Genomic DNA, 14,277 nt, shown 5'->3' on the forward strand with positions numbered 1-14,277 from the left:
GGAGGGACCGCGAGCCGCTCCCCGGTCCGCCGGCCGCGTCAGCCGCGCGGCGCCCGGCCGGTCCTCGACCGCAGCGCCAGCGCCAGCGCCCCCGCGCCGAGCCCCGACAGCCCGGCGACGACCGCGGTGCCGGACCAGTCCGAGTCGCCCTCCGGGGCGGCGGAGGTGGCCGCCATGACCGGCTTGGCCGACGGCGCCGTACGGGACCCGGCGCGCAGGCCGTCCAGCGAGCCCACCGGATCCACCCGCCCGGCCGCGGCGAAACCCCAGTCGAGCAGGGCGCGGGCCTCCTCGTACACGGCGAAGGCCCCGCCGGCCTGCGGGTTCAGCACCGTCACCACGAGCGTGCGCCCGCCCCGGCGGGCCGCGGCCACCAGGGTGTTGCCCGCATTGCTGGTGTAGCCGTTCTTGATGCCGATGAGGCCGGGGTACGGCGCCACACCGTCCTCGCCGGTCAGCAGCCGGTTGGTGTTGGCGATCGGGTAGGGCGACCCGTCGCCGGGGAAGTCGGCCTCGGCGGTGGCGCAGTACCGGGCGAAGTCGGGGTCGGCCAGTCCCGCGCGGCCGAACACCGCCAGGTCGTAGGCGGAGGACACCTGACCGGGAGCGTCGTAGCCGTCCGGGGAGACGACGTGGGTGTCCAGGGCGCCGAGGGAGCGGGCCTTCTCCTGCATCCGGGCGGCCGTGGCCTCCCAGCCTCCGTTCAGCGCGGCCAGCACGTGCACGGCGTCGTTGCCCGAGCTGAGGAAGACCCCGCGCCACAGGTCCGCCACCCGGTAGGTGTGCCCCTCCTCGACGCCGACCAGGCTGCTGCCCTCGCCGACGTCCTCCAGTTCCTCGTACCGCACGGTGTGCCGCAGCCCGCCGGGCAGCCCCGGCAGGACGGTGAGGGCGAACAGTGTCTTCAGGGTGCTGGCGGGCGGCAGCCTGCGGTGGGCGTCGCCGGCCGCCATCACCTCCCCGCTGCCGGCGTCGGCGACCAGCCAGGACAGCGCCGAGACGTCGGGCAGGGCGGGCGCGCCCGGGTGCGGCCGGACCTGGGCGCCGGAGCGGTGGAGCAGGGACGGCCCGGGCGTCGCCGCGTGGGGGCCCGGCGGCGCGGGCTCCCCGGCCCGGGGTCCGGCGGTGGCCGCGGCCGGTGTGAGCACCAGCAGGCCCGCCACGCACAGGGAGCAGGCCGACGCAGCCACGCGAGAGGAGAGTCCGGTGATCATATGATCAACGTACGAACGGTGGTGCGGGTGTGCCGCGCCGTCGGGGCCGTTCGGCCCACCGGAGCAACCCGGATGCGGCACCCCGCCGTCCCGCGGCGGGCGTCAGCCGGGCGGCAGGGTGGGCAGGATCCGCCGCAGGAACGCGGCGTTGCCGGGTGTGGCGCGCAACCGCTCCAGGAGGGTCTCCAGGGCGGCCGGCCCGGACTCCCGCGCACGCAGGGCGAGGCGCAGACCGTGTACGGCCGCCGACTCGGCCGGGGTGAGGAGGAGCTCCTCGCGGCGGGTGCCGGTGGCGCCGATGTCCACGGCGGGGAAGAGGCGGCGGGCGGCGGCCTCCCGGTCCAGACGGAGCTCCATGTTGCCCGTGCCCTTCAGCTGCTCGAAGAAGTAGGCGTCGGCGCGGGACCCGGTGTCCACCAGGGCGGTGGCCAGGACGGTGAGGGAGCCGCCCTCCTCGGCCTGCCGGGCGGCGCCGAAGAACCGCTTGGGGCCGATCAGCGCACCCGCGTCGACACCGCCGCTCAGGGTGCGGCCGCCGGCGGCGGAGGCGTTGTTGTGCGCGCGGCACAGCCGGGTCAGCGAGTCCATCAGGACGACGACGTCCTCGCCGGCCTCCACCAGACGCTTGGCCCGCTCCACGACGAGGTCGGCGAGGGCGATGTGCCCCCCGGGTGACCGGTCGAAGGTGGAGGCGTACACCTCGCCGCGCACCGAGCGGCGCATCTCGGTGACCTCCTCCGGCCGCTCGTCCAGCAGGAGGACCATCAGCCGGCACTCGGGGTGGTTGCCGGCCACGGCGGCGGCCAGCTGCTGCAGGAGCACCGTCTTGCCGGTCTTCGGCGGGGCCACGATCAGGCCGCGCTGGCCCTTGCCGACCGGCGCGAGCAGATCGGCTACGCGCCCCGCCGGCCCGGCGGCGGGGTGTTCGAGCCGGATGCGCCGGTGGGGGTGGAGCGGGGTGAGGTCCCGGAAGTGCCGCCGGGAGCGGAGGTCGCCGGGGGCGCGTCCGTCGACGCGTGCGACCGCCGTCACCGCGCGCTGGGCGCCGAGGACGCCCTCGACCAGGTCGCCCTTGCGCAGGCCGTGGCGGCGGATCAGCTGCGGCGGGACCTGCGGGTCGGCGGGGGAGGGCAGGACCGCGCCGTGCGGCAGGCGCACCGGGCGGGACCGCAGGCTGCGCGCGGAGGCCGGCTGCCCCGGTTTCCCGCCAGACGTCCCCAGACCGTAACGATCGCGGACGTGGGGGGACTTGCCCGTCAACCGTGCATTATCTTCACGGCATGTCCACGCCGCCGCAGCCCCCGCAGCCTGCCGACCAGCCTGCGCAGCAGCCCCAGCAGCCCGCCCCGCAACCGTTCGTCCCGCCCCAGCCGACGGCCTACCCGTACCCGCATCCGCAGTCGCCCCCGGCGGGTGCCTTCCACGGGCAGCCCACGCTGGTCGGCGGTCCCGGGCTCGCCCCGTCGCAGCCGGGGAACCCCTACCTGCAGGCGCCGCAGTACGGGCCCGTACCGCCCGTCCCCCCGCCCGGCGGCGGCAGGGGGGCCGGACGCGCGGTGCTGTGGGCGGCGGCCGGAGCGGTCCTGGCCTCCGCCGCATGGGCGGCCGGTGTGCTCCTCGCCGACGGCGCCGGCGGCGGCGAAGCCGACCTGCGCGGTTACTCGGCGCCGTCCGACCTGTGCTCCACCGCCGACTACTCCTCCTTCAAGGACGAGTACACCGGAAGCGACTCCTCGCCGACCCGCACGTCCCTCGAGGACGAGGCGCTGGACCAGAGCAACTGCAGCCTGAGCCTGAAGAAGTCCGGTTCGTCGTACGCCGACGCCTACCTGACCATCCAGCTGGACCTGCACAAGAAGACCGACCCCGGACCCGAGTTCACCGCCGCCTGGAAGAACTACGGGGAGAGCCACACCGGTTACGACGTCGACCCGGTCGAGGGCATCGGCGACGAGGCCTACCTGGTCAGCCAGGACACCACGAACGGCTCCTCCACCGGCTCCCGTTACGCCACCCTCGCCGTCCGCGACGGCTGGGTGACGTACACGATGACCTACAGCGCCTACCTCTCCTCCTACGACAGGGACAAGAACCCGCCCGCGCTCACGGACGTGACCGGCTGGCTGAAGACCGATTCCAAGGCCACGCTGCGGCAGCTCAGGCGGTGATCCGCGCCGGGGCGCGGCCGCTCAGGCCTCCCGCGCCCCGGCCTCCCGCGCGATCTGCTCGAACCGCGCGCCCATGGCCGCGGCGAGGGCCTGCGCGCCCGACAGCGGGCGGACCATCACCGTCAGGTCGTCGATCAGGCCGTCCTCGCCGACGTGCAGGAAGTCGCAGCCGGTCAGCTCCCGGTCGCCCACCCGCGCCCGGAACACCAGCGCGGAGTCCGGGCCGTCCGGGGCGCCGATCTGGCGGACGTACCGGAAGTCCTCGAAGACCTGGACGACCGCGCGCAGGATCGCCGCGGTGATCGCCTTGCCGGCGTACGGCCTGAAGACGACCGGGCTGGTGAAGACGACGTCCTCGGCCAGCAGCGCCTCCACGGCGTCCATGTCCCCGGCCTCGACCGCCTCGCGGAACGCGCGCATCGGATCACCCCTGCATAGTCAATTATTTGAATAGGTGCGGATGAGATTAATCAACGGCTGCTAGCCTGTCCACATGTCGCTGAAGTACGCCGTCCTGGCCGCCCTGCTGGAGGGCGAGGCCTCGGGCTACGAGCTGTCGAAGGCGTTCGACGCCTCGCTCGCGAACTTCTGGCCCGCCACCCCGCAGCAGCTCTACCGGGAACTGGAACGCCTCGCGCAGGACGGGCTGGTGCGGGCCCGCACGGTGGAGCAGGAACGCCGCCCCAACAAACGGATGTTCACGCTCACCGAGGCCGGCCGGGCGGAGCTGGGCGCGTTCGCCGCGCAGCCGCCGAAGCGGCCCACGGCCCTCCGCGACGAACTCCTCATCAAGATCCAGGCGATGGACGGCGGCGACCCGGAGGTCACCCGGGCGCTGGTCGAGGAACGGATGGGCTGGGCCCGCGGCAAGCTCGACCGCTACCGGCGGCTGCGCGACCGCCTGCTCGACGGGCGCACGGAGGAGGAGTACCTGCGCACCGCCGAGCGCGCCGGGCCGTACCTCACCCTCATGGCCGGGATCGGCTTCGAGGAGGAGAACCTGCGCTGGTGCCGGCGGGTCCTCGCGATCCTGGAGCAGCGCCGCACCGGCGCGCGGCCGGAGGCCGCGCCCGCCGGGGACCGGTGACCGCGGCCGCGACGCCGTCGGCGGCTCGCTCGCACCGCGGGATCTCCGTCGCACCGCAGGCCCGGATCGCCGTCGCGACAGTGCCGCCGCACCGCGGGATCGCCGCGCAACCGTGCCGCCGCACCGCGGGACCAGCGTCGCCGCCGCACCGCGTGATCGCTCGTCGGAGTGGTGCCGCCGCGTCGCGCGCACGCGACCGCCGGCGGTGCAGCACAGTGGGCGGGTGCCTCGTCGACTTCTCCCGCTGCTGGTGGCGGCGCTCGTCAGCGTCACCGGCTGCGCCACCGTGAGCCCGGGGCCCCTTCCGGGCCCCGCCCGCCCCCAGCGCTCGCCCGTGCCGGACGCGGCGACGCCGTCGGTCGTCCACGAGCCGGTCGACGTTCCGCCCGGGCGTGCGGCGCTCGTGCGCACGGGCCCCGGGCGGCCCCGGGGGAGCGCGCGCGTGACCGTGCCGGCGCGGCGCCCCGCGCCCGCCCGCAGGACCGTCCCCGCGGCACCGCCCCGGGCCCTGCCGCCCGCCGCCCCGCGCGTGGGCCGCCCGCGCCCCGAACGGCGTCCGCCGCGGCGGACGCCCGCCCGGCCCCGGCCCGCCCACCGTCCGCCGGTTCCCCGGATGAGGGATCTGTGCCGCCAGGCGGACGGTGTGGCCGAACCCCGCATCGTGCGGCTCTGCCACGACGCCTTCGGCTGACAAGGGCAGGGAGCAGGGGCAGGGGTCGGGGGAGGGCGGTGGCCGGGACACCGGCGCGTCCGTCCGCCCCGCCCGGCCCGGCAGGCCCGAGGCGGTTTCGTTCGGATCGGCCCGGGGCCGCGACGCCCGGCACGGCACCTCGCCGCGTCGTCGGACCACCCGGGTACGCCCGGTACGCGGGTGATCCTCCGCCGTGCGATGCACCGCACCGGACGCCGCGACTCACTCCGACCTGTAACGAAACCCCCCTAAGCTGGCGGCATGTTCGGCCCCGAAGGTCCCACGCTCCGCGAACTCGCCGTGCAGGCGCTGTCGTCCGTCGAGCGCGGCTACGACCTGCTCGCCCCCAAGTTCGACCGCACCCCGTTCCGCACGCCCGACGTCGTGCTGGACTCCGTGACCCAGGCGCTGGCGCCGCTCGGCCCGTTCGCGGACGGCCTGGACCTGTGCTGCGGCACCGGCGCCGGGACCCGGGCGCTGGCCGGACTGTGCCGCCGCAGCGTCACCGGGATCGACTTCAGCGCCGGCATGCTCGACGTGGCCCGGCGCCGGGTCCGGCCGGCCGCCGGCGGTCCCCGGCTCGCCTGGGTGCGCGGCGACGCCCGGGCCCTGCCGTTCACGGCCGCCTTCGATCTCGTGGTGTCGTTCGGGGCGTTCGGCCACTTCCTGCCGAGGGAACGGGCGGGGCTGTTCGCCGGGGTGCACTCGGTGCTGCGGCCCGGCGGGTGCTTCGCCTTCCCGGTCTTCGCCCCGCCCCGCCCGGGACACCGGGCCTTCTGGCTGCTGCTCGGGTTCGACACGGTGATGCGGGTGCGCAACGCGCTGTGGCGGCCGCCGTTCGTCATGTACTACCGGGCCTTCCGGCTCGGCGACGTGCTCGGGGAGCTGGCGCGCGCCGGCTTCACGGTGGAGCTGCACGCGCTGCCCGGGTTCGGCCGGCGAGCCGACGGCAGCCCGCGCGCCCGGCTGGTGACGGCCCGCAGGCCCGACGCCCGCCCGGCGGAGCTCACCCCGCGGCCGGCAGGGTGAACTCGTAGACCAGCGCGTCCTGTTCGGCGTTCACCACCAGGTCGGTGATCTCCAGGGGGCGCGCGTACTGGTCGTGCACCCGCCGGGTCACCCGCACCGAGGAGGCGTCCCCGACCTGGGTGATGGCGTCCCGGTGGTGCAGGGCCAGCCCGGCCTTGCGCATCCAGTCGTAGGCCCGCCGCAGCTGCGCGGGAGTGGCCCCGTCGGCCCGCTCCCGGTAGCGGGCCAGCTCCGCCACCTCGGCCAGCGCCACCGCCGAGAACGAGGTCACCGCCGTCCGCAGGGACCGGCCGTCCGGCGTGACCGACCGGTAGCGGTGCACCAGGGTGGGCCGGTGCGGGGCCAGCCCCAGCGCCAGCGCGTGCTCGGGCGGCGGCGCCTCCCAGGTCACCGTCGCCCGGTCCACCGCACGCGGGTCCGCCGGGCGGAAGCCCACCGGGAAGGTGAGCGCGTCCGGGGTCCCGACCGGTTGCCCGGGCAGCGTGGCGTGGCTGCCCCGCCGGTCGGTGGCGACCAGGCCGTTGCGGCGCAGCACGTCGAGCGCCTGCCGGACGGTCTCCCGGCTGACGCCGAAGTGCGCGGCCAGCTGCCGTTCGCCCGGGAGCCGTTCACCCGGTGGGATCGTGCCGTCGCGCAGTTCGTCGAGCAGCAGCGCCGCGATCCGCCCGTACAGGGGCCGGCCGTCGCTGGGCGAGGGATCGTGCGGGGTGGTGCGGGCCATGCCGCCCCTCCTGTCGGTGACGAAACGTAGCCGCGCGGGCTCATTGCGCGACCATGATTAGCATTGGTCTAAACCACAAGGGAAGGGCGGCCCCGCGGTTCGGCCGAAACCCACCCGGGCGATCTTCGGCCACCGGGGGAGCGACGCGGTCTCACAATGTCGTGGCAGACGGCGTCGGTCGGCGGCGACTTCCCGCATCACCGGCGGTGCGCGGCCCTGAGACGCATGACGCGGACCAGCGACCCGTCCGCGTCCGGATCGGCGGGCCCGGCACGACACGCGGACGCGTCGTGACCGGAAGCCCTGGGCGGTCGCCCGGCCCGTCGGCGCCCGAAGCGGGCTCTCGTGCGGCAGCCCGCGTCCACGGCCGTGGCCGCGGAACATCACGACCGGCGGCAGCGGTCGTGTGGCCCGCCCGGCAGCCGCAGCCGGGCCCTTCACGGGGTGGCCGTCCGACGCGGCGGCCGTCACGTGGTGCACCTCGATCGTGCGCAGCCGGGTCTCCCACGGCTCGCACGCCGCTCCGCACGCGCCTGCCGGAGCGTCCCGTCCCGGAAGGCGCCTTGCCGTCGGGTGCGGCGCGGCGCCCGACGGTCATGTGAGCGGCTGGGTCCAGCGCGGTCCGGTCCGGGCCCACTCCCGCTCCCACTCGGCCAGCCGGTGGCGCACCGCGACCCGGCGCGCGACGGCGTGCCCCAGGACCACCGCGGTCGCCGTGCCGCCCGCCGCGCACAGGCCCACGGTGACCGTGCGCTGCCAGACCGCCACCTCGTCCAGGGGCGACGCGACGCTGCGGCCCCGCGCGTCGAGCCACACCGTGACCGGCTCACCGGCCCGGGCCCCGGCCGGCACCGACACCCACGCGGTGCGGGTTCCCCGGCCCGGCTCCGTCCAGCGGACCTGGGCGCGGTGGGAGTGCCGGTGGTCACCGCGGACCGTGCCCGGCCGCTCGGGGGTGTCGCCGACCACCACGGCACGCACCTGATGCCGTTCGGCCCGCTGGGCCGCCGCCAGCGCCCGGGCATCGCCATGGGCGTGCAGGCCCGCGGCCACCCCCACCAGCGGCGACACCACGAGCAGCAGGACGGCGACGACCAGGACCGTCCACGCCTCCACGACGTCCGACCGGCGCCGCAGCGGGTTGCGCCGCCAGCGCCAGCCACGCACCCGGGTCCGCATGACCACCTCCTCGCCACCGCGGCGGCCGGAGGGCCGTCGGCAGCCGGTGCTCCCGGTTCCGCCGCCCCCGCCGCGCACGCACACGAGCGTCCACACCCGTCTCGTACCCCGTACGGCTCCCCTCGCGCACGTCGCGGACCGCGAGTTCCGGCCCACTCGCGCACGGCACGGGCGCGCGCCCCGCGGGCGCGCGCCCGTACCGCCGGCCCGTTCCCGTCGCTACGGCGCGCACCCCCCGGGGGGCTCAGCCGAAGCGTTCGATCCGGATGCGTTCCACCGGCTGACCGGCCGCCACCAGCAGCCGGGAGGCGTGTTCGGCGAACCCGTTGGAGCCGCACACATAGGCCTCCCACCCACCGGCGGGCGGTTCGGCCAGGAGAGGCGCCACATGCGCGGCCGTCAGGCGACCCACCGGTGTCCCCGGCGGGGCGCTGCGGGTGAACACGACCGTCGTCTCGGCGCCCAGCTCGGCCGCGTAGATCAGCTCCTCGGGGCTGCGCGCGGACACCAGCATCCGCAGCGGGACGGTCAGACCGCGCGCCCGGTGGTGCCGCACCATCGACATCAGCGGCACGATCCCCGAGCCGGCCCCCAGCAGCAGCGCGGGCCGGTCGCCCGGCCAGGCGAAGAAGCCGCTGAGCGGGCCGCGCACCTCGACCGTGTCACCCGGGCGGGCCACGGTGTGGAACCAGCCGGAGACCTCGCCGTCGGGCACCCGGTCCAGGGTCAGCTCGATGTGCCCGGAGTCGTCCGGCGCCGACGCGATCGAGTAGTGGCGCTGCGCCGTGTAACCGTCCTCCGCGGTCAGCCGCAGCATCAGGTGCTGGCCCGGCAGATGCCCCGCCCAGCCCGGCACGGCCAGGCGGAACGTGGCCGCGTGCGGCGTCTCGCGCCGGATCTCCGTCAGGGTGGCGGTCCGCCACACGCCCGCCACCCGGTCGCCGACGGCGATCCGCCCGGGCACCGCGAACCGCGTCGGGGGAGTCGTCGTCTCAGTCACCGGAGTACCGCTGCTCCTGCCAGGGGTTGCCCCGCCCGTGGTAGCCGTTGCGCTCCCAGAAGCCCGGCTCGTCGTGGTCGAGGAGCGTGATGCCCGCGATCCACTTGGCGCTCTTCCAGAAGTAGAGGTGGGGCACCAGCAGCCGCGCCGGCCCGCCGTGCTCCGGCGGCAGCGGCTCGCCGCCGTACTCCCACACGATCCACGCCCGCCCGCCGGTGAGGTCGGCGAGGGGCAGGTTCGTGGTGTACCCGGTGTGCGAGTAGGCCAGCGCATGGGCGGCGGACCCATGGGGCCGCACCACATCGAAGAAGGCGTCCAGCGAGACGCCGCCGAACCGCACGCCGAACTTCGACCAGCCGGTCACACAGTGGATGTCACCCTCGTACGCCGACGCGGGCAGCGCGTGCGCGGCGTCCCAGTCCCAGGTGTGCGGTTGCTCCACCAGGCCGTCGATGCGGAAGGACCAGTCGGTGGGCCGGAGGTCCGGGGTGACCTCGGCGGACAGGACGGGCCAGTCGTCCCCGGCGTCGTACTGCCCCGGCGGCAGCCCGGGGCGGTGGACGCGCGGGCGGCCCGTGAAGCCTCGCGTGACGTTCATGATTCAACCGTACGCTGTCGTCGCTTCCGCCCTGCCCCCGGTCGCCGCCGGAATCGTTGCGGCCGTGTGAAGTCTCCCGCGAGCCGGGAATAGCGGGCCCGGCGCCCCTCCTTGGCGTGTGGTGCCGGCACCGGTGGGCCGGTGACAGCGCGAGAGAAGCGAGGATCGAGGATGCCCCAGGCGTACGTCCCCGGCGACCGGACCGTGACCCAGGCGGTCCGGGTGAGCGCCGCGAGCAGCCCGGGCGGCCCGGGCCGGAGCGCCGCGGGCGCCCGGCACGTCCTCGACAACCCGGCCCTCGCCTCCCTGACCGGCCCGCACGCCCACTTCGCCGAGCGGCGCGGCCGGGTGCTGCGCTACCCGCTCGACGTCTCGCCGTGGCTGGCCCTGCCCGACGAACCGGACGCGCGGGACTGGGCGGAACTCGCCGGACTGGCCGGACCGGGCGCGGAGGTGCCGCTGCCCGGTTTCCGCGGGGAGGTCCCGGACGGCTGGGAGGTCACCGAGCGCATCGAGGGCGTGCAACTCGTGGACGACGGCCTGGCCGCCGCACCGGACGCGGAGGCGGTCCGGCTCGGCCCCGCGGACGTGCCCGAGATGCTGGACCTCGTGGCGCGGACCCGCCCGGGGCCGTTCCTGCCGCGCACCCTCGAACTCGGCGTCTACCTCGGCATCCGCCGCGGCGGAGCGCTGGTCGCCATGGCGGGGGAGCGGCTCCACCCGCCGGGCTGGACCGAGATCAGCGCGGTCTGCACCGACCCCGCCTTCCGGGGCCAGGGCCTGGCCGGCCGGCTCGTCCTCGCCGTCGCGCACGGCATCCGGCAGCGCGGCGAGACGCCGTTCCTGCACACCGGCGCCCAGAACACCGGCGCCGTCCGGCTGTACGAGTCCCTCGGCTTCCGGCTGCGCCGCCGCACCGCCTTCCTGACGGCCCGGGCGCCGCGACGGCTGCCGCAGGCGGTGGTCGCGGCGACGTAGCGCAGGCGCCCTTCAGCCGGGCCGGTCACGCCGGGTTCCGCGTCGTACCGCTCCAGGCAGGCCGCGAACCGCACCGGGTTCTCCTCCGGCCGGCCCGCGAGCCGCTCCCGGAAGGCCGCCCGGCGGCTGCGGGCGACCTGGGCGAGGATCGCCTGGCCGGCCTGCTCAGGTGCAGCCCTGGACGCGGTCAGTGCGACGTGAGCGAGCCCTCGTAGAGCCGGAGAAGGCCGCAGCCGCGGGATACGGCCCTCAGGGGGGCCACGGGGCGTACGTGCCCCTGCCGTGCTTCCCTGTGCCTTGTCGATCGATCCGCCGCGATCCCCGGGCGGCGGCACGGACGCCACAACCGACCTGGCCGCCACCGATCTGACGCTGCAGCACGCCCGCCGGGCCGCAGATCGACGGCGCTCGCGCGTCGTACCCGAACGGGAACGGCGCGATCCGGCGATCGGGGACAGACCCCGTGCGGCGGACGGCGGCGCGCAGAGCCCGCCCCGGGACCGGCCTGCCCGTCCCGGGGCCGGGTTCTACGCTGCCGGCAAACGCGGAGCTGCGGAATCCGGTTGCTGCTCGGGGGCAGCCGGGCTTCTGTTCGGGCGGCCGAGCGGTGTCGCCCGCGCGGGTCGGCCGAGGATGACGCCGACCATGACCAGCACCAGGCCGCACACCTGCTGCACGGCCAGTGCCTCGCCGGCGACCCATATGCCGAGCAGCACGCCCGTGACCGGGTTGAGCAGGCCGATCAGACCCACGGTCGCGGCAGGCAGGTGCCGCAGCCCCGTGAACCAGGTGACGAAGGCAAGCGCCGTCGCGATGAACGCTACGTAGGCGAACGCCAGGAGCGTCGGCGCGGAGAACGCGGGGGGAGCCTCCTCCACGAACGCGGCGCACGGGAGCAGGAGAAGTCCTCCGGCGGTCAGCTGCCAGGCGGTCGAGGCGAGCACGTCGGCGTCGGCGCTCCACCGTTTGGCGAGGATGTGACCGAAGGACGACACCAGCATGGCGGCGCCGGAGGCGAGGATTCCCGGCACGCTCACTCCACCGGCTCCCGTGAGGAGCATGAGACACACCCCGACCAGCCCGATCCCTGAGCCGGCCAGGTGCGCGGTCCGGGGCCGCTCGGCCACCACGGGCCAGGCGATGAGCATCATCGTCAGGGGGGACAGCGCCATCACGGTCGAGGCGACGCTGGTCGGAAGCAGTTGTGAGGCGGCATAGACGAGCACGAAGAACACGCTCACGTTGAGCAGCCCGAGGACGGCGGACCGCCACCACCACCCGCCACGGGGCCGCTGCCTGCACACCGCCAGCAGGACGAGGCCGGCGGGGAGCGCCCGCAGAGCGGCCCCGTAGAGCGGGCGATCGGCAGGAAGGAACTCGTGCGTGACGAAGTAGTTGGCCCCCCACGCCACCGGTGCGACCGTCGTAAGAGCCACCCAGCGAACATTAGCTTCCATGGAAGCTAATGTAGCTTCCCGGGAAGCTATTATGAAGACATGGAAGACCGGGAATCGCTGGACCGGGTGTCGCGCATCCAGGCCGACTGGCGCCGCGAGCGGCCTGACCTGGACGTCTCCCCGCAGGGGGTGATCGGCCGGCTGCATCGCCTGGCCGCACGGCTCACGCAGGAACTCTGTGCCGTCTACGACCGTTACGGGCTCACCGAGGGAGAGTTCGACGTCCTGTGCGCCTTGCGCCGCGCAGGTGCGCCCTATGAACGGGCGCCCGGCGAGCTTGCCGTGCACACCATGGTCACCACCGGTGCCATGACGAAGAGGATCGACCGCCTGGAGCGAGCCGGACTCGTCACCCGCCGTCCCTCCGCCGACGACCGGCGCGCTCGGATCGTCGCCCTCACCGGAGCCGGCCGTGAACTGATCGACCAGGCGTTCACCGACCACATGCGCAACGAACGCCGTCTGCTGGAACAGCTGACCACCGCTGAGGCCGAGGCACTCGAAACCCTGCTCAAGACCTGGCTCCACCGTATGGATCATCCGCGCACCCCCGGCGGCGAGTAGTACCCGGCAGCCCGCGAACGGGCCGACAAGCGAAGCCTTCGGTATTGTTCGAACGAACAGAACAGTGTTAGAAGTGGTGCATGAGCGTCGGAGACCGACTTGACCTGACCCTGCGGCTGGTCCAGAACGCGGGCAGACTGTCCGTGTCCGAGCTGGCCGAGCGTCTCGGCGTCTCCGAGATGACCGTCCGCCGGGACCTGAACGCGCTGGAGAGCCAAGGCCTGCTCCGCCGAGTCCACGGCGGTGCGGTCCCCGTGCGTCCTCGGGAAGAGGGCGGAGGCTTCTTCGCCCGCCGTGAGTGGCAGGCCGTGACCAAGGACCGGCTGGGGGCGGCGGTCGCAGCGATGGTCGAGCCGGGGTCGACAGTCCTGCTGGATGCCGGTACGACCACGGTCCACGTCGCCGAGCATCTGGTCGGGCGCGCCCCGCTCACTGTGGCCGTACTCAGTCTGCAGGCGGCATCGGTTCTGGCGGACAAGCCGGGCATCGAACTGCTCCTCGCGGGAGGACGCTCGCGCCCCGGCGAGCGCTCGCTGGTAGGCCCGCTGGCCTTGCGTACTCTGGGCGCCCTGAGCTTCGACTGCTTCGTCATGTCGATCGGCGGGGTGCACGCGGAGCGCGGCTGGACGGAGTTCTCACTCGATGACGCGGCGGTCAAGCAAGTAGGTCTCGCGCAAGCGGAACGAACCGTGGCCGTGGCGGACGCCACCAAGCTGGGTGTGCGGGCCTTCAGTCAGGTCGCGCCCCTGAGCGCGGTCGGCACCTTCGTCACGGATGCTGCAGCGAAGGACGTGCGGACTCATCCGAACGGACCCCTCACACTGCAGGCGTTGAAGGATGCCGGCGTGGAGACCCACCTGGTGTGACGCCGTCGCTCCGCGACCTGCCGGAGGGGGCGGCGATCGGCTGTCGGCCTTTGCGCCAGCATGCTTGCGTGACAGCTACGCGTGATCAGCGTCCCGGCGAAGCCACTCCCGACCAGGGCCGCTTGGCGGGCAGTGATGGTTCCGGTCGGTGGCGGCCAACCCTTGCGCCGACGCGGCCACTCGGTGCGTGCGGTACCGGAGGCCATGACTTCCCCACGGTGATCACGCAGCCGGGTGCCGCACGGTCGCTCCGAGGCCCTTGCGTCCGGATGTCCCGCACCCGGAAGCGTCCCGCTTGCCGGCGGAGGCGCGGCTGCGACGGCGCCGCCCAGCGGTCCGCGGTCACCGCCACCGGCACTCTCGTGGCCCCGGCATGAAGCAGTGCCGTGGGATCGCCACCAGGCGCGACTGCGACGGCTGCATGGAGCCCCGGATACCCGCATCAGCGCGACCGGCCAATTCGCACAGGGCGCTGTTCAAAACAAACACAACTGTGTTAGAACTGTGGTGTTGAAGCGAGCGGTCCGGCTGTGAGGCCGATCGGTGTGCGGCGGCTCGCCGAGGCGCTCACCGGAGTCCGCCGACGAGACCGCAGACAGCGAAATGCCAGCCGCAAGGCGTCGAGCGTTCTGGATCGCCCTGACGAGTTCTCAGGCGGGATCGCACCAGGCCGCCACGGATCGTCGAGCAGTGCTGGTCTCGCCCGGCACCCCGCATGCCGGCGC

13 protein-coding genes and 2 pseudogenes are annotated in these 14,277 nt (G+C 74.7%); 6 read left to right on the forward strand and 9 right to left on the reverse strand.

Annotated features, from left to right (window positions below; translation table 11 throughout):
- Window positions 1-38 precede the first annotated feature (38 nt).
- Both ABZ261_RS21665 and rho read right to left on the reverse strand, forming a co-directional pair.
- Window positions 39-1,214 carry a serine hydrolase gene (locus tag ABZ261_RS21665; protein ID WP_356861512.1) on the reverse strand — a complete coding sequence of 392 codons (1,176 nt, stop codon included), beginning with the start codon at window positions 1,212-1,214 and terminating at the stop codon, window positions 39-41.
- 102 nt (window positions 1,215-1,316) lie between these two features.
- Window positions 1,317-2,345 (reverse strand): annotated as a pseudogene (gene rho / locus ABZ261_RS21670) (transcription termination factor Rho); the annotation flags it as partial.
- 149 nt (window positions 2,346-2,494) lie between these two features.
- Here rho and ABZ261_RS21675 point away from each other — a divergent pair.
- Window positions 2,495-3,382 (forward strand): hypothetical protein, encoded by an 888-nt coding sequence (locus ABZ261_RS21675; protein WP_356861515.1) that lies wholly within the window; start codon window positions 2,495-2,497, stop codon window positions 3,380-3,382.
- A 21-nt stretch (window positions 3,383-3,403) separates the two neighbouring features.
- On the opposite strand, the gene ABZ261_RS21680 is transcribed toward ABZ261_RS21675, so the two are convergent.
- Window positions 3,404-3,802: a nuclear transport factor 2 family protein gene (locus tag ABZ261_RS21680; protein WP_356861517.1), complete on the reverse strand. Its 399-nt coding sequence runs from the start codon at window positions 3,800-3,802 to the stop codon at window positions 3,404-3,406.
- Window positions 3,803-3,875: 73 nt separating this feature from the next.
- Here ABZ261_RS21680 and ABZ261_RS21685 point away from each other — a divergent pair, with 73 nt between their 5' ends.
- Window positions 3,876-4,469: a PadR family transcriptional regulator gene (locus tag ABZ261_RS21685; RefSeq protein ID WP_356861519.1), complete on the forward strand. Its 594-nt coding sequence runs from the start codon at window positions 3,876-3,878 to the stop codon at window positions 4,467-4,469.
- Between the two features lie 952 nt (window positions 4,470-5,421).
- On the forward strand, window positions 5,422-6,189 hold the full coding sequence (locus tag ABZ261_RS21690) for a class I SAM-dependent methyltransferase (protein ID WP_356861521.1): 768 nt from the start codon (window positions 5,422-5,424) through the stop codon (window positions 6,187-6,189).
- On the opposite strand, the gene ABZ261_RS21695 is transcribed toward ABZ261_RS21690, so the two are convergent.
- From ABZ261_RS21695 to ABZ261_RS21710, 4 genes are all read right to left on the reverse strand, one after another.
- On the reverse strand, window positions 6,167-6,910 hold the full coding sequence (locus tag ABZ261_RS21695; protein ID WP_356861523.1) for a GntR family transcriptional regulator: 744 nt from the start codon (window positions 6,908-6,910) through the stop codon (window positions 6,167-6,169). The genes ABZ261_RS21690 and ABZ261_RS21695 overlap by 23 nt on opposite strands.
- A 594-nt stretch (window positions 6,911-7,504) precedes the next feature.
- A complete protein-coding gene (locus tag ABZ261_RS21700; protein ID WP_356861525.1) occupies window positions 7,505-8,089 on the reverse strand; it encodes a hypothetical protein in 585 nt (194 codons plus the stop codon).
- A gap of 244 nt (window positions 8,090-8,333) precedes the next feature.
- On the reverse strand, window positions 8,334-9,089 hold the full coding sequence (locus ABZ261_RS21705) for a ferredoxin reductase (RefSeq protein ID WP_356861527.1): 756 nt from the start codon (window positions 9,087-9,089) through the stop codon (window positions 8,334-8,336).
- Window positions 9,082-9,687 carry a sulfite oxidase-like oxidoreductase gene (locus ABZ261_RS21710; RefSeq protein WP_356861528.1) on the reverse strand — a complete coding sequence of 202 codons (606 nt, stop codon included), beginning with the start codon at window positions 9,685-9,687 and terminating at the stop codon, window positions 9,082-9,084. The genes ABZ261_RS21705 and ABZ261_RS21710 overlap by 8 nt, the downstream gene beginning before the upstream one ends.
- 222 nt (window positions 9,688-9,909) lie before the next feature.
- Here ABZ261_RS21710 and ABZ261_RS21715 point away from each other — a divergent pair, with 222 nt between their 5' ends.
- Complete coding sequence (locus ABZ261_RS21715) at window positions 9,910-10,665, forward strand: GNAT family N-acetyltransferase (protein WP_356861644.1); 756 nt, start codon at window positions 9,910-9,912, stop codon at window positions 10,663-10,665.
- 29 nt (window positions 10,666-10,694) lie between these two features.
- Here ABZ261_RS21715 and ABZ261_RS21720 read toward each other — a convergent pair.
- Both ABZ261_RS21720 and ABZ261_RS21725 read right to left on the reverse strand, forming a co-directional pair.
- Window positions 10,695-10,826: pseudogene (locus tag ABZ261_RS21720) on the reverse strand (MarR family transcriptional regulator); the annotation flags it as partial.
- Window positions 10,827-11,192: 366 nt separating this feature from the next.
- Complete coding sequence (locus ABZ261_RS21725) at window positions 11,193-12,122, reverse strand: EamA family transporter (protein ID WP_356861530.1); 930 nt, start codon at window positions 12,120-12,122, stop codon at window positions 11,193-11,195.
- A 39-nt stretch (window positions 12,123-12,161) separates the two neighbouring features.
- On the opposite strand from ABZ261_RS21725, the gene ABZ261_RS21730 reads away from it, so the two are divergent.
- Window positions 12,162-12,686 (forward strand): MarR family transcriptional regulator, encoded by a 525-nt coding sequence (locus ABZ261_RS21730; protein WP_356861532.1) that lies wholly within the window; start codon window positions 12,162-12,164, stop codon window positions 12,684-12,686.
- An 80-nt stretch (window positions 12,687-12,766) separates the two neighbouring features.
- Window positions 12,767-13,552 carry a DeoR/GlpR family DNA-binding transcription regulator gene (locus tag ABZ261_RS21735; protein WP_356861534.1) on the forward strand — a complete coding sequence of 262 codons (786 nt, stop codon included), beginning with the start codon at window positions 12,767-12,769 and terminating at the stop codon, window positions 13,550-13,552.
- The last annotated feature ends 725 nt before the right edge of the window (window positions 13,553-14,277 follow it).

The sequence above is a fragment of the Streptomyces sp. NPDC006193 genome (genome assembly GCF_040613915.1).
In the GTDB taxonomy this organism is placed as follows: domain Bacteria; phylum Actinomycetota; class Actinomycetes; order Streptomycetales; family Streptomycetaceae; genus Streptomyces.